15 protein-coding genes and 1 pseudogene are annotated in these 18,259 nt (G+C 71.2%); 7 read left to right on the forward strand and 9 right to left on the reverse strand.

The window, feature by feature from the left end; translation table 11 throughout:
- The first annotated feature begins 3 nt into the window (after positions 1-3).
- The 3 genes from ACZ4SW_RS10215 to ACZ4SW_RS10225 are packed head-to-tail and all read left to right on the forward strand — an operon-like array spanning position 4 to position 2,835.
- On the forward strand, positions 4-765 hold the full coding sequence (locus ACZ4SW_RS10215; RefSeq protein WP_468240477.1) for an SDR family oxidoreductase: 762 nt from the start codon (positions 4-6) through the stop codon (positions 763-765).
- Positions 766-813: 48 nt separating this feature from the next.
- Positions 814-1,833, forward strand: coding sequence for a Gfo/Idh/MocA family protein (locus ACZ4SW_RS10220; protein WP_468240479.1), 1,020 nt, complete (start codon positions 814-816; stop codon positions 1,831-1,833).
- Between the two features lie 3 nt (positions 1,834-1,836).
- The gene (locus ACZ4SW_RS10225; protein ID WP_468240481.1) at positions 1,837-2,835 is read left to right on the forward strand and encodes a Gfo/Idh/MocA family protein; all 999 of its coding nucleotides are present in this window, start codon (positions 1,837-1,839) and stop codon (positions 2,833-2,835) included.
- A 12-nt stretch (positions 2,836-2,847) separates the two neighbouring features.
- On the opposite strand, the gene ACZ4SW_RS10230 is transcribed toward ACZ4SW_RS10225, so the two are convergent.
- Both ACZ4SW_RS10230 and ACZ4SW_RS10235 read right to left on the reverse strand, forming a co-directional pair.
- Positions 2,848-4,026, reverse strand: coding sequence for an acyl-CoA dehydrogenase family protein (locus tag ACZ4SW_RS10230; protein ID WP_468240484.1), 1,179 nt, complete (start codon positions 4,024-4,026; stop codon positions 2,848-2,850).
- Positions 4,027-4,153: 127 nt separating this feature from the next.
- Positions 4,154-4,540, reverse strand: a complete 387-nt coding sequence (locus ACZ4SW_RS10235) for a four-helix bundle copper-binding protein (protein WP_468240486.1) — start codon at positions 4,538-4,540, stop codon at positions 4,154-4,156.
- A 150-nt stretch (positions 4,541-4,690) separates the two neighbouring features.
- Between ACZ4SW_RS10235 and ACZ4SW_RS10240 the strand changes: the two genes are divergently transcribed.
- Both ACZ4SW_RS10240 and ACZ4SW_RS10245 read left to right on the forward strand, forming a co-directional pair.
- Positions 4,691-5,095, forward strand: coding sequence for a ChaB family protein (locus ACZ4SW_RS10240; protein WP_468240488.1), 405 nt, complete (start codon positions 4,691-4,693; stop codon positions 5,093-5,095).
- A 45-nt stretch (positions 5,096-5,140) separates the two neighbouring features.
- The gene (locus ACZ4SW_RS10245) at positions 5,141-5,491 is read left to right on the forward strand and encodes a DUF8129 domain-containing protein (RefSeq protein WP_468240490.1); all 351 of its coding nucleotides are present in this window, start codon (positions 5,141-5,143) and stop codon (positions 5,489-5,491) included.
- Positions 5,492-5,497: 6 nt separating this feature from the next.
- On the opposite strand, the gene ACZ4SW_RS10250 is transcribed toward ACZ4SW_RS10245, so the two are convergent.
- The 7 genes and pseudogenes from ACZ4SW_RS10250 to ACZ4SW_RS10280 form a co-directional block, all read right to left on the reverse strand.
- Complete coding sequence (locus tag ACZ4SW_RS10250) at positions 5,498-6,853, reverse strand: NAD(P)/FAD-dependent oxidoreductase (RefSeq protein WP_468240492.1); 1,356 nt, start codon at positions 6,851-6,853, stop codon at positions 5,498-5,500.
- 140 nt (positions 6,854-6,993) lie between these two features.
- Complete coding sequence (locus ACZ4SW_RS10255; protein WP_468240494.1) at positions 6,994-8,259, reverse strand: alginate lyase family protein; 1,266 nt, start codon at positions 8,257-8,259, stop codon at positions 6,994-6,996.
- A 32-nt stretch (positions 8,260-8,291) separates the two neighbouring features.
- Positions 8,292-11,627 (reverse strand): alginate lyase family protein, encoded by a 3,336-nt coding sequence (locus tag ACZ4SW_RS10260; RefSeq protein ID WP_468240496.1) that lies wholly within the window; start codon positions 11,625-11,627, stop codon positions 8,292-8,294.
- Positions 11,624-13,159, reverse strand: a complete 1,536-nt coding sequence (locus ACZ4SW_RS10265) for a glycosyl hydrolase family 28 protein (protein WP_468240498.1) — start codon at positions 13,157-13,159, stop codon at positions 11,624-11,626. The genes ACZ4SW_RS10260 and ACZ4SW_RS10265 overlap by 4 nt, the downstream gene beginning before the upstream one ends.
- 82 nt (positions 13,160-13,241) lie before the next feature.
- Positions 13,242-13,367 (reverse strand): annotated as a pseudogene (locus ACZ4SW_RS10270) (carbohydrate ABC transporter permease); the annotation flags it as partial.
- A 35-nt stretch (positions 13,368-13,402) separates the two neighbouring features.
- Entirely contained in the window at positions 13,403-14,401 is a 999-nt protein-coding gene (locus ACZ4SW_RS10275; RefSeq protein WP_468240500.1) for a carbohydrate ABC transporter permease, read from the reverse strand.
- Positions 14,398-15,249, reverse strand: coding sequence for an extracellular solute-binding protein (locus tag ACZ4SW_RS10280; protein ID WP_468240503.1), 852 nt, complete (start codon positions 15,247-15,249; stop codon positions 14,398-14,400). Before ACZ4SW_RS10280 ends, ACZ4SW_RS10275 begins: the two co-directional genes overlap by 4 nt.
- Before the next feature lie 697 nt (positions 15,250-15,946).
- Between ACZ4SW_RS10280 and ACZ4SW_RS10285 the strand changes: the two genes are divergently transcribed.
- Complete coding sequence (locus ACZ4SW_RS10285; RefSeq protein ID WP_468240505.1) at positions 15,947-16,960, forward strand: hydroxyacid dehydrogenase; 1,014 nt, start codon at positions 15,947-15,949, stop codon at positions 16,958-16,960.
- 120 nt (positions 16,961-17,080) lie between these two features.
- Positions 17,081-18,169 carry a LacI family DNA-binding transcriptional regulator gene (locus ACZ4SW_RS10290; RefSeq protein ID WP_468240508.1) on the forward strand — a complete coding sequence of 363 codons (1,089 nt, stop codon included), beginning with the start codon at positions 17,081-17,083 and terminating at the stop codon, positions 18,167-18,169.
- Positions 18,170-18,259: the final 90 nt, after the last annotated feature.

Here is an 18,259-nt window from a genome sequence, read left to right on the forward strand (position 1 = left end):
CGCATGGGACTGCTGGAGGACAAGGTCGTCCTCGTCAACGGCGGGAGCCAGGGCGTCGGCGCCGGGATCGTCCGGGCGGCCCTGCGCGAAGGGGCGCGGGTGGTCTTCACCGGGCGCCGGGCCGACGTCGGCGAGGCGCTCGCGAAGGAGACCGGCGCCGTGTTCGTGCGGGCGGACCTCGCTGAACCGGCCGAGGCGCGTGGCAGCGTGGAGCGGGTCGTGGACCTGTGCGGCAGGATCGACTGCCTGGTGAACGCGGCCGGTCTGACCTCGCGCGGTTCGCTGCTGGACACCACGCCGGAACTCTTCGACGCGCACATCGCGATCAACCTGCGGGCGCCGTTCTTCGCGATGCAGGCGGCCGTGCGGAACATGGTGGACCGCGGGGCGCCGGGCACCATCGTCAACATCATCACCTCCTCGGCCCACGGCGGGCAGCCGTTCCTCGCCCCGTACGTCGCCGCCAAGGCGGGCCTGATGGGACTCACCCGCAACGCGGCGCACGCACACCGCTGGGACCGTGTCCGGATCAACGGCCTGAACATCGGCTGGACGGACACCGAGGGCGAGGACGCCGTCCAGCGCGCCTTCCACGGCGCCGGCGACGACTGGCGCGAGAAGGCCGCCGAGGCAGTGCCCATGGGCAGGCTGGGGCAGGTCGACGAGATCGCCGACTTCGTCGTCCTCCTGCTGTCCGACCGCAGCGGCGTGGTCACCGGTTCGGTGATCGACTGGGACCAGATCGTCTTCGGCGGACTCGACTGAACCTCACTCCGTCAGCTGTCGCACACCCCTTCATTGGAGCAACTTCCCATGCGTATCGGCATTATGGGCCTCGGCCGGATCGGCGCCTTCCACGCCGCCACCCTCGCCGCACTGGACGCGGTGGACTCCCTGGTGGTCACCGACCCCGTGCCCGCGGCCACCGCGTCGGCGGCGGAGCGTTTCGGAGCGACGGCCGTCGACTCCCCCGAGGCGCTGCTGGCCGCCGGGGTCGACGGCGTCGTGATCGCCGCCGCCACGGACGCCCATCCGGCGCTGATCCTCGCCGCCGCCCGGGCGGGCATCCCCGTCTTCTGCGAGAAGCCGGTCGCGCGGACCGTCGAGGAGAGCCTGACCGTGCTGCGCGCGGTGCGGGACAGCGGAGTCGAGGTGCACATCGGGTACAACCGGCGCTTCGACGCGGGCTGTGTGGCCGCGCGCACGGCGGTTCTCGCCGGTGAACTCGGCCCGCTGCACACCGTGCGCTCCACCACCCTGGACCCGGCGCCGCCGCCGGAGGCGTACATCGCGGTCTCCGGGGGCATCTTCCGGGACTGCTCCGTGCACGACTTCGACATCGTGCGCTGGGTGACCGGGCGGGAGGTCACCGAGGTGTACGCGGCGGGCGGCAACCGGGGCGCCGAGTACATCGCGGCAGCGGGCGACGTCGACACCGCGTCCGCACTCCTCACCCTGGACGACGGCACCCTGGCCGTGGTCTCCAACTCCCGCCACAACGCGCGCGGCTACGACGTGCGTCTGGAGCTGCACGGCATGAAGGACAGCATCGCCGTGGGCCTGGAGGACAAGCTGCCGCTGCGATCCGTCGAACCGGGCGCCGCCTTCCCGGCCGGTGCCCCGCACCACTTCTTCATGGACCGCTTCGCGGACGCCTACCGTGCCGAACTCACCGCGTTCACCGAGATGGTGGCGGGCGGCAGGCCCTCACCGTGTACGGTGGCCGACGCCATCGAGGCGAGCTGGATCGCCGAAGCCTGCACTCTGTCGCTGGCGGAGCACCGGCCGGTGCGGCTGGACGAGGTGCGCCACGGCATGGACGAGGTGGAGTGAGGCATGAGCGAACCGCTGCGGATCGGGCTGCTGGGGGCGGCCCGCATCACCGAGACCGCGCTCGTCGCGCCGGCGCGCGCGGCCGGCCACCGTCTGGTCGCGGTGGCCGCCCGCGACCGCGACCGGGCGCGGGCGTTCGCCGACGCCCACGGCGTGGAGCGCGTCGTCGGCTCGTACGCCGATCTCGTCGCCGACCCGGAGGTCGACGTCGTCTACAACCCGCTGCCCAACGGCCTGCACGGTCCCTGGAACCTGGCGGCGCTGAAGGCGGGCAGGCATGTGCTGACCGAGAAGCCGTCCGCGAGCAACGCCGAGGAGGCGGCCGAGGTGCGCGACGTCGCGGCGTCGGCGGGCACGGTGTTCATGGAGGGCTTCCACTACCTCTTCCACCCGGTCACCCGGCGGCTGCACGAACTGCTGGCCTCCGGGGAACTCGGCGAGCTGCGGCACGTGGAGACCGTGGTGGCCATGCCCCCGCCGCCGGACGACGACGTGCGCTGGTCGCTCGCGCTGGCCGGCGGCGCCGTGATGGACCTGGGCTGCTACGCGCTGCACGCCCAGCGGATGCTCGCCCCGTGGGCCGGCGGAGCTCCCGAGGTCGTCTCGGCGCGCGGCGGGGACCGGCCGCAGGCGCCGGGCGTCGACGCATGGCTGGACGCGGAGCTGGCCTTCCCGGGCGGCGTCACCGGAACCGCGCGGTGCTCCATGGTGCACGGCACCTGGCAGGCCACGTGCCGGCTGGTCGGCACCCGGGGTGAGGCCACGGCGCTCGACTTCGTGCTGCCGCACCGGGACGACCGGGTCGTCGTGCGGACGGACGGCGGGGAGCGGACGGAGGAGCTGGGCCGCAGGTCCTCGTACGCCTATCAGCTCGATGCGTTCGCGGCCCGCCTCCGCGGCGGCGAGCCGCTGCCCCTCGACGCACAGGACGCGCTGGAGACGATGCGGCTCATCGACGCGGCCTACGAGAAGGCCGGGTTCACGCCCCGGCCGCGCGGCTGACCCGCCCGGCCGTCACCTGCGGACGCGGGGCATCCCCAGGCCGATCCAGGAGATGATCTCGCGCTGGATCTCGTTGTTCCCGCCACCGAAGGTGAAGATCACCGCCGACCTGTAGCCGCGCTCCAGTTCCCCGTGGAGCGCGGCGCCGGCCGAGCTCTCCTTCAGCGCGCCGGCGGCCCCCACGATCTCCATCAGCCAGGCGTACGCGTCGCGGCGGGCCTCGGAGCCGTAGACCTTGACCGCGGAGGCGTCCTGCGGGGTGAGGGTGCCGTCCTCGACCGCGCCGACCATCCGCCAGTTCAGTAGTTTCAGCGCGTCCAGCTTCGTGTGGGTCAGGGCCAGGCGGCGGCGCACCCAGGGCAGGTCGATCACCCGGCGGCCGTCGGTGAGCTTGGTCTCCATGGCCCAGCGCTGCACGTCGTGCAGGGCGCGGATCGCCATGGTGCCGTGGGCGGCGAGGGTGACGCGCTCGTGGTTGAGCTGGTTGGTGATCAGCCGCCAGCCCTGGTTCTCCTCCCCCACCCGGCGGGAGACGGGGACGCGGACGTCCTCGTAGTAGCTCGCGGTGGTGTCGTGCGAGGCGAGCGTGCGGATGAGGGTGCAGGAGTAGCCGGGGTCGCTGGTCGGCACGAGCAGCATGGTGATGCCCTTGTGCGGCGGGGCCTCGGGGTCCGTGCGGACGGCGAGCCACACCCAGTCGGCGGTGTCGCCGTTGGTGGTCCAGATCTTCTGCCCGTTGACGACGTACTCGTCGCCCTCGCGGACCGCGCGCGTCTTCAGGGAGGCGAGGTCGGTCCCGGCCCCGGGCTCGCTGTAGCCGATCGCGAAGTCGATCTCCCCGGAGAGGATCCTCGGCAGGAAGTGGTCCTTCTGCTCGTCCGTGCCGAACCGCATGAGCGTCGGACCGACCGTGTTGAGCGCCATCAGCGGCAGCGGCACACCGGCCTGGGCGGCCTCGTCGAAGAAGATGAACTGCTCCATGGCGGTCATCCCGCGCCCGCCGTACTCCTTCGGCCAGCCCACGCCCAGCCAGCCGTCACGGCCGAGACGGCGGATGGTGTCCCGGTAGAACCGCTTCTGCGCCACCGGGTCGGTGTGCCGGGCATAGGCGCCCTCGGGCACCAACTGCCCGAAGTACGCGCGCAGCTCGGTGCGCAGCCGCTGCTGCTCGGGCGTGTAGTCGAGATGCACGGCGCCTCCAGGCAACCCAAGGCCGGTCCTGACGGCGCACACCGTAGAACGTGTTCCAGAAATTGGGAATGCCGAGGGAGGGAATGCCCGGCGGGGTGTCCGGCCGCCGCTCCGGTGCCCGGATCCGTCAGCCCAGTGTCTGCAGGAAGTCGGAGCAGGCCCGGGCGGCCGCGCGGCAGGCGCGCGCCGCCTCCTCCCCGCCCGGGTCCGCGTCGAAGACGTGCGCGGTGTCCAGGCAGACCGCCCGGCACCAGGACACCTGGCTGCGGACGTCGTCCTCGTCCTGCCCGCCGTACGCGGACAGCACGCGGCAGGTCGCGTCGCAGACCTCCGCGCACATGATGCCCTTGCGCCGCAGCCGTTCCTGGCTCTGAGTACCGCCCGGTTCGGCCAGGCTCGCTCGCAGGGCGCACTCCCGCGCGCACTCCGTGCACGCCTGTGCGCACGCGAAACGATCCTCCAGGAACCGGATGGGATCCTGCTGCGAAGTCGTGTGCGAAGTCGTGGCTGTCACACCGCGCGGGTAGCCGATGGCGCCCTCGTCAAACCGGCGTCCGCGGAGGTTGCGTCAAACCGGCGTCCGCGGGGGTTGCGCCCGTTTTTCCGGCGGGCCCCAGGGCACTCGTGGGGCACGGAGAGAGCGACGGGACGAGGAGGTGGATCCGTGCCCGGACGACAGGAACTGCCGTCGACGCTGGAGCGCTCCTCCCAGGACGCGCAGCGCACCTGGATCAAGGCGCACGACTCGGCGGTCGAGCAGTACGGCGAGGGCGAGCGGGCGCACCGGGTGGCGTACGGCGCGCTCAAGCACACGTTCGAGAAGGTCGGCGACCACTGGGAGCGCAAGGAGGGCGGCCGCAAGGGCCCCTCGGACCCCCGGTCGGCACGGCCCCGGCAGCAGGGCGGCCGCAGCGGCGAGGGCGTCGACGAGAACGCCTCGAAGGAACACCTGTACCACGTCGCGCATCGCCTGGGCGTCGACGGGCGGTCCCGGATGTCCAAGGCGGAGCTGCTGGAGGCGATCCGCAAGGCGAACCGCTCGCGCACCCGGGCCGCACGGTCGCGGTGAGCCGCGTCGCACGTGAAGCCGTCGAACAGAGGGAAGTGAAGATCCATGGCTGAGCCCGGCCGCGGCACCCTGCCGCTGCCCGACTACGACCAGCTGCCGCTCGGCAGCCTGGAGAGCCGCATCCGCGCACTGAGTGCCGACGAGGTGGAGCAGCTCCTCGCCCACGAGCGCGAACACGCCGGCCGCGTCCAGGTGACCGAGCTGCTCACGGCCCGGCTGGAGCAGTTGCGTGCGGGCGCCGAGCCGACGTCCGGTGACACCGCGGGCCTGCGTCCCGAGGCCGGCCGGACCGGTGGGGGCTCGCCGGTGACACCGGCGACCTCGCCGGAGCCCATGAGCCCGCCGCCGCACGGCACACCCGATCAGCGGGGCAAGCCGAAGGGCAACCGCACCTGACCCGGGTCAGTCGGCCGCCTTGGGCGCCGTGTGCGAGGCGATCAGGTCGGGCGTGAGGTACGCGTCGGTCCGCTCGAAGTCCTTGAGCGTGGCCGGGCGCCCGGCCTGAAAGCCGGTGCGGACGAAGTCGTAGCCCGCCATCGCGTTGAGCGTCCAGTTCGTCAGGGTCCGCAGGCGGGCCGGAACCGTGCGCAGGGCGCCCACGTGGTAGCCGCGCGCGACGACCTGCGCGGGCAGGCCGGTCAGCTCCACGCCGAGCGGTTTGGACACGGCCTGGATGCCGCCGAGGTCGACGACGAGCCCCAGGTCCCGATGCCGGTAGGGGCTGAGCGGTGCGCCGCGCAGTGCCGCGGCGACGTTCTTGGCGGCCCTCCAGCCCTGCCGCATGGCGTGCTGGGCGGTCGGCGGGCAGATCGCGTCGGGGCCCTGGGCGAGGTCGGGCACCGCCGCGGCGTCCCCGAGGGCGAACACGCCGTCCAGGCCCGGTACGGCCAGGTCGTCGCGGACGACCAGCCGCCCACGGTCGGTCTCGGCGTCCAGCGTGGCGATCAGCGGGCTGGGGGCGACCCCGGCGGTCCAGATCAGGGTGTGGCAGCGCAGCTTGCGGCCGTCGGTGAGGGTGACGGTGCCCGCCGTGGCCTCGGCGACCGAGACGCCGAGTGAGACGTGCAGGCCGCGCCGCTCCAGGATGGCGAGGGCCTTCGCGCCGAGCCGGTCGCCGAGTTCCGGCATGAGCCTGGGCGCGATGTCGACCAGGTGCCACTTCACCAGGGACGGGTCCAGGCCCGGGTAGCGCTTCACGGCGGCGGTGGTGAGGTGGTGCAGGTAGGCGGCGGTCTCGGTGCCCGCGTAGCCGCCGCCGACGACCACGAACTGCAGCCGGGTCTCGCGCTCGACCGGGTCGGAACTGGCCGCGGCGAGGTCGAGCTGGGAGATGACGTGGTCGCGCACCCAGGCCGCCTCCGCCAGCGTCTTCATGCCGACCGCGTGCCGGTCCACGCCGGGGATGTCGAACTGCCGGGTCACGCTGCCGGGCGTCAGCACCAGGTAGTCGTAGTGCTCGACGGTCGTCTCGCCGTTGATCTTGTGCACGACCACGGCCTTGGCGGAGGGATCGACGCCGACGGCCTGGCCGGGCACGATCAGCGTACGGTGCAGCAGCCGGCGCAGCGGGACCGCGACCGACTGCGGGGTGAGGATTCCCGACGCGACGTGCGGCAGCAGGGGCAGGTAGAGCTGGTGGCTGTAGGGGGCGACCAGTCTCAGGTGCGCCTCGGCGGGCTGGAGGATCCGCTCCAGTCGGCGCGCGGTCTCCATCCCGGCGAACCCGCCGCCGACGATCACTATCCGGGGCACGGCCATGACAGATCCCTCCAGCGGGAGACTCCAACCCCTGCCACGCTAGGGAACAGGACCCGCATCCGCACCCCCAGCCGCCCCTTTTCCGTGCGGGCCCGCCGGCGCATGCACGCCGACGGGCGCGTTTACGGGCCTGCGGTGCGCTACTTGGCGTACGTCAGCGTGCCGAAGCCGAGCTGGTCGTAGCCGCCGCTGGTGGAGCCGTAGTCACCGCCGCCGCCCTCGGGGGCGACGAGGTTGTAGTACATCGCCGAGATGTACTTGTCGTCGAGGTACAGACGCCGGTTGTAGTGGAAGTGGAGCATCGCCCACACCGGGCGGATCTGTCCGCGGGAGGCGGAGGAGATCGCCGTCTGCGACATCTGGGCGCAGGTCTGGCCGCTGCCCCAGGTGTAGGTGGTGTACGGCACGTCCTGGCCGATGTTGTACTTGGCGACGTACTGGGCCGCCTTGAAGAACCTCCTGCTGTCGTAGCCGTACAGGTCGGTGCCCTGGTTCCAGGCCATCTCGCAGATGGCGCCCATCTGGCCCATGCCCATCATCGTGTGGCCCTGGTCGCGTCCCGACTCCTGCCACTGGCCGAGGGCGTAGCCGTCGGAGTCGGTGTACAGGTACGGGACGGCGTGCTGGATGGAACCGTTTCCCGCGCCGTTCATGAAGTAGGTGACGGCCTGGTCGTACTTGGCGCCGTCCTCGCACAGGATCGCCGTGGCGAGGACGGACGCCATGTTGCACAGGTCCCAGTTGGCCCAGTAGTTGGTGATGCAGGCGTCGTTGTGGTTGACCAGGAAGTCGTTGTTCATCGGGTAGAAGACGTTGAGCATCATCTTCTGGAACCCGGCGAGGTCGAAGCCCGGGTAGTCGCGCAGCAGCTCGCCCACGTTGGCGAACTGCCAGCCGTAGATGCCGGCGGCGAGGAACCGGTCCGCGTTGCCCTGGATCGAGGTCAGGGTGCTCGACCAGGCGTTGCAGATGTCGCGGGCGCAGTCGCCGTTGGCGGTGGTGCCGGCGACCCACCAGCGCAGCGCGTTCTGGTAGGCGGCGGCGATGTCGTTGTAGAGGATCGAGTAGTTCTCGGGGTATCCCGAACCCCGGTAGACGATGGACTGGGGCCTGGCGGTCCAGGTGGACGCGGAGTGGGAGTTGCCGATCAGGCGCTGCCAGCCGGAGTACCAGGGGTCGGTGCCGGCGGCGACCTTGACCTTGGCGCGGTTCAGGTCGCCCCAGTTGTGCAGGGCGCCGGGGTGGGTCCAGGTGGACGGGGCGGCTCCCGCCGACCGCATGGTGGCGGCGCTGAGCAGGCCGGCGACGGCGAGCCCGCCGACGGCGCGCAGTACGCCCCGCCGACTGGGCCCGGTGTGGGGGGAATCCGGGGAATCCGGGGACGGGTGGAGATCTTCGCGGCTCATTGGTGCATCTCCGATCCGTGGGGGGATCTGATCTATGTCGTGGTGATGCTCACCTCGCCGAACTGGGAGGTGCCGAGGGCCAGAGGGTTGCGGGAGCAGACCACGAGGCCCACGTGGTAGGGGGCGTCACCGAAGTCCGGGATGTCTCCCGAGGCGAGGGAGGTCCAGGTGGTGCCGCCGTCGGTTGACACGGCCGCGCTGAAGGTGGTCCCGGCACGCTTCAGCCGCAGCAGACAGGGGACGTCGACGCTCTGGGTGCCGGTGAAGGCGGAGCCGCCCGCCACCGTTCTGCGCAGCATGAGCTGCGCGGTGGTGCCGCCGCTGACGATGGCTCCGGCGGCCTGGTCGAACGGCGACAGCGACTTGGTCATGAGCAGGCCCACCCGGTCGGCGCCCGCCCCGGCACGGGAGAGCAGCCGGGCGGTGACCTCGCAGTCCCCGGTGACGGCTCGGCGGACGAACTGCCCGGTCATGCCCTGACCGTTGACGGTGAGGTCGACCCCGGCGCCGCGCACCGTGAAGGTGCCGTTGTCGTAGGACGTGCTGCCCGGGGTCCGGATCGCCACCACACCGAGCGTCCCGAAGAGACGGTCGTCGAGGACGGGGTCGCCGAGGTCGCCGTAGGTCCACGGGTCGGGCGGGGGTGTGCCGACGGTGAGCGTGAGGGTGCCGGAGGCCGTTCCGGAGGCGTTGGACGCGGTGGCGGTGACCGTGAACCGGCCTGTCTCGGTGGGGGTTCCGGAGATGAGGCCGGTGCGCCCGTCGATGCCGAGACCGTCGGGCAGCCCGTCCGCGGTGAAGCGTACGGGCTCGTGCGAGGCCCGCAGCAGATGCCGGAAGGCGGTTCCCTGGTTGGCGAACGCGGTGGTGGCGGACGTCAGTTGGGGCGTGGACGGCGTGGGCATCTCGGCGTGCGCGGGCTGCGAGCGTGGGCCGCGGCCGTGCGTGTTGGTCTTCGCCACGGCGTAGTAGTACGTCGTTCCCGGTGTCCCGGTGGCGTCCGTGTACCGGATGCGGGCGCCGAAGCCGACCGGTCCCACTGCGGTGGCGAGGGTCGCGTAGGGGCCCTCGGGGCGCGGGGACCTGAGGACCGTGTAGCGGGCCGAGAGGTCCGGGTCGGTCCAGGCCAGTTCGACCGCGTCGGCTCCGGTGGTGACGGTGAGGTCGGACGCGGTGCGTGTGGGCCGGGGAACCCGCCAGACGTCACCGTCCGCGGAGGTCACGCTGACGTTGTCGAAGGCGCCGGTGCCGGTGCCGGCGTAGTCCTCGTCGACGCCGAGACAGGACGTCAGGACGAGTCCCGCGTACACGGTGTCCCCGAGCTCGGCCTCGGTGGAGCCGACCTCCGTCCAGCGGATGCCGTCGGGGGAGATGGCGCCCGTGCAGCGGCGGCCCTTGCGGGTCACCCGCACCCAGTAGGGGGCGCGCATGCGGTAGCCGTCGCCCGCGCCCTCGACGTACGGAGCCTCGAGCGGGGTCGCCGACTCGGGAAGCGCGCCGAGGTCGGAGATCGGGAAGGCGGCCGTGGTGGTGATGGACTGCTGCTGCGCCGGCGGCACGGGGGTGCTGCCGGTGGCGGACACGGGCGCCCCGGCCTTGGGGCGGACGGTCCACACGCCGCTCCAGGTGGACAGCGGCAGCCCCTGGATCAGCATGGAGGCGTGGGCCGCGTCCGCGTCCAGGGAGGCCCGGACGGTGACGCCGATCTTGGAGTACTGGGAGCTGAGCGGCCACACGATCCGCGCGGTGACGGTGCCGTCGCCCCGCAGCGGCACGTGCGCCAGCCGGTAGGTGTCCGCGGTGCCGCTCGCCTCCAGGACGAAGCGTTCGCCGTCGAAGGCGGCGGAGCCGGGGATCCGCACCTCCCCCACGTCCTGCGTCTGCCAGGGTCCGGGAAGCCCGGCGGTCACCGTCACCGGCGCGGAGGCCGGGCCGGTGCCGAGGGAGTTGGTTGCGGTGACCGTGTAGTGATAGGTGCCGCCGGGGTGGACGTCCTGGTCGGTGTAGCGGGGTGCCTCGATCCCGGAGGCGACCTCCCGGTACGGCCCCTCGGGTCTCGGCGCCCGGCTGACCGTGTACGAGGACGCCCACGCGGAGGGCAGCCAGGACACGGTCACGGCGTGGTCGTCGCCGACCGCGGTGGTCCCGGCGGGGGCGACCGGCACGTCCGGGTCGGGCGCCTTCGTCCCGGCGTAGGCGAAGGTGCCCCAGCTCGGCAGGTCGTCGTTGCTTCCCTCGATCACCCGGGTGCCTCCGGTGCCGCGGAAGACGGCGGCCTTGGTGTACGGGGTGTCGAGGCCGCGGACGCCCGCGTAGTGCGCGTAGTACATCTCGTAGATGGGGGGCAGGGTGCCGCGCGAGATGGCCGAGACGGTCGTCTTGATGTACTTGCCGGTGCGGTCCAGGTCCGGGGTGAAGGGCACGTCGCCGCCGAGGTTGTAGCGGGCGGCGTACTCGGCATTGGCGAGGATGCGGTTGCCGTCGAAGGCCCACAGGTCCACGCCCTGGTTCCAGGCGACCTGGGCGACGTCGCCCATCAGGCCGACGGCGAGCTGTTCGTGGCCCTGGTCCCGGCCGCTCTCCTGGCCCTGGCCCGCGTCGGTGACGATGCGGTGCGGGACGCTGCCGTTGCCGGCGCCGGCCGCCGCGAAGCGCAGCGCGTCCTCGAAGAGGGCCGGCTCCTCGCAGAACACGCCGATGGCCAGGATGGACTGCATGGCCGTCAGGTCCCAGTTGCCGTTGGCGTAGAGCATGTAGCCGGACACCGCCGGATACCACACACGCAGGAACGACTGCTCGCAGGCCGCGATGTCGGCCGGGTCCCAGCCGTCGTAGCCGGTGTGCCTGAGCAGTTCGGCCGCGTTGACGAACTTGAAGGCCTGCAGTCCGGCGCCGAGCGGGCCGTCGGCGCCCGTGACGATCTGCAGGGACCTGGCCCAGGCGTTGAGGATGTCGCGGGCCTTGTCGGCGTGCGCGCGGTCGCCGGTGACGGCCCAGATGAGCGCGTTCTGGTAGGCGGCGGCCGAGTCCGCGACGGCCTGGTTCTGGAAGTTGGTGGGGCCACGGCCCCAGGAGGTGATCTGTCCGGTGTTCTGGATGGTGTACGACGACGAGGAGCGGGAGTGCGCGGCGAGCGCCAGGTAGCCGTCGTAGATCGGGGATTGCTTCGCGGCGATCGCGTCCTTCATCCGGGCGAGGTCGGCGGCGCTGTGCAGCAGTCCGGGGTGGGTGAAGCCTCTGGTCGCGGTGGTGGTGCCGGCGTCGGCCCGGGCCGCGTCGGGCACGAGCAGTCGGCTCGCGCCCGACGCCAGCAGCAGGGCGGCGGTGCCGCCCAGGAAGCCTCGGCGGCTCGGTGCGGGGATGCTCATGACGCACCGGCCGCCTCGGCCTCGGCGGTGGTGAGGAACCGCAGGTTGTGGACGTGCTCGTTGTAGTACCACTGGATCGCGTCGGTGGTCAGGTACCACGTCGGCTTCCGCATCGAGTCGGCGACGACCAGGCCGTTGATCACCAGGTTCTCGAAGGTGACGTTCTTGATGGCGCGGTCCTCGTCGTAGCCGACGAAGATGGACGGGTTGGCGTGCGTGCCCGTGTAGCTGAGGTTCTTGATGTAGACGCCGTCGATGCCGCGTCCGGGCGAGGTGTTGTACTTGCTGTTGTACATCACCCGCATGTTGATGACCTGCCCCCAGCGGAAGTCCTCGATACGGACGTCCTCGATCCGCACGTTGGTGATGAGGTTGGAGTCACCGGGGTTCAGGGCGATGCAGCCCTGGTAGAGCATCTGCGGTTCGCGGTGGTCGAGGATGTCGATGTTCTTGATGACCAGGTTCTCGATGACCTCGGGGGCGTCGGTGTTGCCGTGCGTGCCGACGTTGATCGGGTGGGCGACGTCGGCCCACAGCGTGCAGTTCTGGACGGTGATGTCGGTGGTGTCGCCGTAGTAGTTCCAGCGGTGGGCGTAGATGGCGATGCAGTCGTCGGAGTTGCGCATGAAGCAGCCGTCGAAGACGACGCCGGAGGAGGAGAAGACGTCGAAGCCGTCGCCGTTGCCCTTCGAGCTGAACGCGCGCGCCTTCTTGACGTGGACGTTCCGGCTTTCCCCGAAGGTGCCCGCGTAGCCGCCCGGGTTCAGGATGATGACGTCCTCGACCCGGATGTTCTTGCTGCCCTCGCTGAGGATGGCGCCGCCGGGGTTCGCGTAGAGGACACCGCGCCCGGTGACGCCGGCCTTCTCGACGTTCTTGAAGTACACCTGGGCGGTCAGGACGGCGCCGCCGGCGAGGTAGACCGTCTTGCCGCTGGGAACCGTGAGGACGTTGCCGGTGACGGAGTGCATGCCGGGGCCGAAGTAGATGACGTCCGGGTCGTCGGCCGAGGGCGGGTTCGGATCGATGTGGTTGGTGATGACGTGCAGACAGTCGAAGATCTCGTCGTTGATCTGCACGACGACGTCACGCGGCTCGTCCAGGGTGAAGCGGAGGGTGTCGCCGAGCAGGTCCGGCTTGATGCCGAGCGCGTCCGGTCTCACCCGGGCCTTGGTGGTGCCGCCCTTGAGGTAGGTGACCTCGATCTCGACCGAGCCCTGGAAGTCGAAGTACACCATCGACGAGCTGTAGACCTTGCCCGAGCCGGTGGTGGGGTTGATCTCCTCGAACTGCGGCCGCCAGATGTCCAGCGTCTGCCAGTCGCCGTCGGGGGCGGTGCGCACCCGCACCTTGAAGCTGGTGTTGGTGGGCATGGTGGACGGGCGCGGGTAGGTGACCAGCTTGGTCGCGCCCGGGCTGCCGCCATCCGTGTCGGCCCGGGCCGCCGTGGCCGTCAGGCCCGACATGCCGGCGGCGAGCACGGTGGCGCCCGCCGCCTGCAGGGCGGTACGGCGGGACAAGGGCGTGTTCATGCGTGACTCCTTGCGACGGTGAAAAGGGCGGTGCGGGGGGTTGCTCGAGGCCGGCGGTGGATTACCCGAGACCGGAGGTCGATTACTTGAGACCGGAGGTGGACATCCCGGCGACGAAGCCGCGCTGGGCGATGAGGAAGATCAGCAGGATGGGGACGACGTACATCACGGAGGCGGCGGCCTGGAGTTCGGGGACGGGCGTGCCGGCGTCCGTGTCAGGCTTCGTGGGCAGGCTGGTGACGGTCACTTCTTCGCCTCCGGGTCGACGTTGTAGAACACCACGCCGGACGTGAACTTGAAGATGAGTCCGGTCGCGACGAGGATCAGGACGAAGAGCACCCACAGCAGCGCGGAGGCGTAGCCGTAACGGCCGAGCGCGAAGTACTGCGCGAACACGTGCATCATGTACAGGTAGTCGGACTGCGGGACCGTGGTGATGCCGCTCGTGTCACCCAGGGGGGCCAGCAGCAGCGGCATGATGGTCTGCACCGAGGCGATCATTCCGGTGACCGTCTGGAAGAGCAGGACGGGCGACAGCAGCGGCACGGTGATGCTGCGGAAGGTCCGCCACGCACCCGCTCCGTCCATGCGGGCCGCTTCGTGGAGCTCGCGGGGCACGTCCTGGAGCCCGGCCAGGGAGATGATCATGATGTTTCCGGCGGCCCAGAGCACCGTCATCAGCAGCACGTAGCGGGCGTAGGGATCGGCGAGCCAGCCGACGGCGTCGAAGCCCAGGGAGGTCAGCACGCCGTTGGCGGCTCCGGAGTTCTGGTCGAAGAGCTGCTTGAAGGCGATGCCCGCGCCGACCGGCGGCACCACGGCCGGCAGGTAGAGGAGGGTGCGGAACAGTCCACGGCCCTTGATCGGCCGATTGACCAGGAGAGCGAGCGTGAGGCCCGCGATGATCGACAGCGGCACCGACGTCACGGCGAACAGGCCGGCGCGGCTCAGGGCCTGCCAGGTCACCGAGTCCGAGAACAGCTCGCGGTAGTTGCCGAGGCCGATGTACCGCCAGTGCGGTGAGATGCCGTCGAAGGTGGTGAAGCTCAGCCACAGCGCGTACGCCATGGGCGTGACGGTCAGCAGCAGGAACCCGGTGATCCAGGGGGAGGTGAACAGGTAGAACGCCCGGTGCCTGCGTGCGGTCATGGAGGTCCGCGGCCGGCTGCCGGCCCGGGCCCGGGCGGTGCCGGCGGTGGGGCGGGGCAGCTCCGCGGCGGAGGAGATCTGATCGACCGTCATCCCACCTGCTCCTTACCGCGCCTGAGCTGCTCGTTGAGGGCCGAGTTCAGGCGTCCCGCGAGGGTGTCGACGGAGATCTCACCCTTCATCGCGGCCGGGGCGATCTGGTTGAAGAGGGCGTCGAGCGCGTCCGCCCTGGCGTAGGGAGTGAAGGAGACCACCGAGAAGTGCTTCAGCTCGTTCTCCTGCACCTTCAGCACGCGCCTCTGGTAGTCCGTCTGGGCCGGCATCAGCGGCCTGAGGGACTTCAGGGTGGGGATGCCCCAGCCGCCGGATGCACGGTCCTTCGCCGGCTCCTCGCCGAAGAACCACTCGAAGACCCGCCATGCGGCGTCCTTGTTCTTGGCCCTGCGCGGCATCCACAGGCCGGTGCCGCCCTGGCAGGCGCTGATCCGCCGGCCGCCGGCGACGACCGGGGCGGGCGCCAGGCGGGACACCGACGCCAGCTTCTTGTCGGTGTTGATCATGCCGCCCAGCCAGTAGCCGGAATTCGACATGGCCATCCGCCCGGCCTGATAGGTGGGTCCGTCCCAGCCGTTGGGGTCGGGCTGGATGAGGCTGGGTCCGACCTTGGTCCTGCAGTAGTCGATGTACCAGGCCAGTGCCTTGCGGGCCTCGGGGGTGGTGAAGTCGGCCCGGGAGAAGTCGTCGTTGAAGAGGCTGCCTCCCGCGGACGCCGTCAGGGTCGACAGGAGTGTGCACCGGTACAGGCCGCTGTAGCTGCCGCCGAAGACCGTGGTCTGGCCCTTCTTGCGCTGGACGAGCCGCTTCGCGTCCTCCAGCCATGCCTCGTACGTGACGGGTTCGGTCTCCGGCGGGTAGGGGACGCCCGCCGAGAGCCGCCGCACCGGCCACGGCGCCGCCGGCCGACAGGGCGAGGAAGCGACGACGACTGGGGGGAGCACCGGCGTGGGAGCGCATGAACGCCTCACCTTCTTGCTTCGGGGACGAGCACGGCCTCTGCACGGGAAACGCTGCATGACCGATCGGAGTAACAGGTAGCAACCGGTTGCTACAGCCGAGTGGGCAGAGCTTCTTCCGGGACGGATGACTCGTCAAGGGGCTCCGCACATTTTCGAAAAGTCTGTGCAACACCTGAGGCGGGCGCGGACAGCGCGGCGACCGCTGGACCTGTGGCCGCAAAAAGGCGGCCGACCTGGGGGTTCACCGAGTCCGGCCGTCGGGTTGACCGAGAGTGGGAGTGCCCGGCGGCAGTTGTCCACGATGCGAGCGGCCGGCGGGGCCCGCGTCCGATCGTCGACAACCGGCCGTGACCATCGACGGCGAGAGGTCCCGGTGAGCGGCGGAAACCCGTTACGGGCAGGTCCACGGGCCCGGCCGAACCTCCCTCGGCACCTGGTCACCCGGCGGCGGCAGACACCCCCGGAGCGCCCCCAAACCTGCGCCGACCTGGCCATTTGACTGAGGGAGCACCCGAAGGCCTTCCGGTCGGGGCACCCCGCGCACCGATTGACCATGGGTCCACGGCGGGAATACGGTAGAAGGCGCTTTCAGAAAACGTTACCGACCTGCTTCGGGAGAGACATGCCCAGCGCCCAGCCCTCCAGGGCCGTGTTCGCCATGGATCCGGTGCACCTGCCCCTGCTGTTCCCACCACCCCTCGTGGCCCGGCTGCAGAAGTCGGTCGACATCGACCCCGCGCTCGTCGTGCACGACTTCACCGACCCGGCGGCCGCCACGGCGCTGGCCGGAGCCGAGGTGCTGATCACCGGCTGGGGCTGCCCCCGTCTGGACACGGACACCCTGGTGGCGGCGCCGAGGCTGCGCGCGGTCCTCCATGCCGCCGGCTCGGTCCGGTCGCTCGTCGGCGAGGCGCTGTGGCGGCGGGGCGTCGCCGTGTCCAGCGCGGTGACCGGCAACGCGCTGCCGGTCGCGGAGTACACGCTCGCGATGATCCTGCTCGCGGGCAAGGACGCCTTCGGGCACCGGGAGCGGTTCCGGCGCACTCACGCCTACCCCTCCCCCGCCGAGACCGCGGCCATCGGCAACCTCGGCCGCCGCATCGGCGTCATCGGGGCCTCGCGGGTGGGCCGCCGACTCCTCGAGCTGCTGCGCCCGTTCGACTTCACGGTGTTCCTCTACGACCCCTATGTGGCGGCCGACGAGGCGCAGGCACTGGGCGCCGAGTCGCTGCCGCTGGAGGAGCTGCTGCGCCGCAGCGACATCGTCAGCCTGCACGCCCCCGACATCCCCGAGACCCAGCACATGCTCAGCCGCGGCCGGCTCGCCCTGATCCGGGACGGCGGCGTGCTGATCAACACCTCCCGGGGGGCGCTGGTCGACCAGGACGCCCTGACCGACGAGTTGGTCTCCGGCCGCCTGAGCGCGGTCCTGGACGTCACCGAGCCGGAGCCGCTGCCCGCCGGCTCCCCGCTGTACGGGCTGTCCAACGTCTTCCTCACCCCGCACATCGCCGGCTCACTCGGCAACGAGCTGGAACGTCTCGGCCGTATCGTCATGGCGGAGGTCGAGCGCCTGGTCGCGGGCCTGCCGCTGGCGCACGAGGTGCACCGTGCCGATCTGGCCCGTGTCGCGTGAGCGGCCCTTCCACAACCCGGTCCGACCTGGAACAACCATGGGATACGGTTTCAGCACCGGCGGAGGGCGGGACCCCGGCTCGTCGGAGGGGAAGGTCCATACGGTGAAGGAGCCGCTACGGTGAGTCAGCGCAAGGCGTCGGCCGAGGCCGGACGGGCCACCATCCGCGACGTGGCGGAGCAGGCGGGCGTGTCGGTCGCCAGTGTGTCGCGGGTCCTGTCGGGCAACTATCCGGTCTCCGAGGAGCTGCGGCGCCGGGTGATGAAGGTCGTACGGGATCTGGACTACGTCACGAACGCCCACGCCCGTTCCCTGGCCGGCGGCGGCACCCCGACGGTGGCGATCCTGCTCAACAACATCACCGGCGCCGCCTTCGCCCATGTCGCCAAGGGCGTCGAGGGCGCGGCCTCCCTGCGCGGCTGGCTGTCACTGGTGGGGACCACCGGGGACGACCCGGAGCGGGAGCTCGCACTGGTCAACCTCATGCGCCAGCAGGGCGTCGCCGCGGTGGTGCTGCTCGGCGGGGCCTACGACTTCGACGAGTACCAGCTCAGGATGGCCCGCTTCGCCCGCTCCCTGGACGCGGCGGGCTCCCACCTGGTGCTGGTCGGCCGGCCGCCGCTGGAGGGCGACGTGCCGGCGACCACGGTGGACTACGACAACGAGGGCGGCGCCTATGCGATGGCGAGCCATCTGCTGTCGGCCGGGCACCGCCGCGTCCTGGTCCTGCCGGGACCCGCGGAACTCACCACGGCTCAGGGCCGGTTGAGGGGCGCTCAGCGGGCCTTCGAGGCGTACGGGGTGCCGTTCGACTCCGGCCTGGTGCGGCACGGGACGTACGACGACGAGCACGGGTACAGGGCCGTCGAGGCGGCCCTGCACGAGACGCCGGACTTCACCGCCGTCCTGGCCGGAACCGACGTGGTGGCCGCGGGCGCCATGCAGGCGCTGCGCGCGGCGGGCCTGCGGGTGCCCGAGGACGTCTCCATCGTCGGCTACGACGACATCCCGCTCGCCTCCCAGCTCACCCCCCAACTGACCACCGTGCACGTCCCGTACGAGGAGATGGGCCGCGTCGCGCTGCGCGCGGTGGCCGACCGGCGCGAGGGCGGCACGGGCCGCCGCAGGGGAAGCGACGGCGACCATCTCGTGCTGGGTACGCACGTCGTCGTGCGCGGCTCCGTGCAACCGCCACGGCGACGGTCGTGACACGGCACCTGCGGTTCTTGGTTTCGTAAACGGTTTCAGCTCAGGAGAACGTCGTTCCTGAGAACGCTTACTGCGCAGTACCAGGGTCGC

Source organism: Streptomyces sp. NPDC028331, assembly GCF_055565775.1.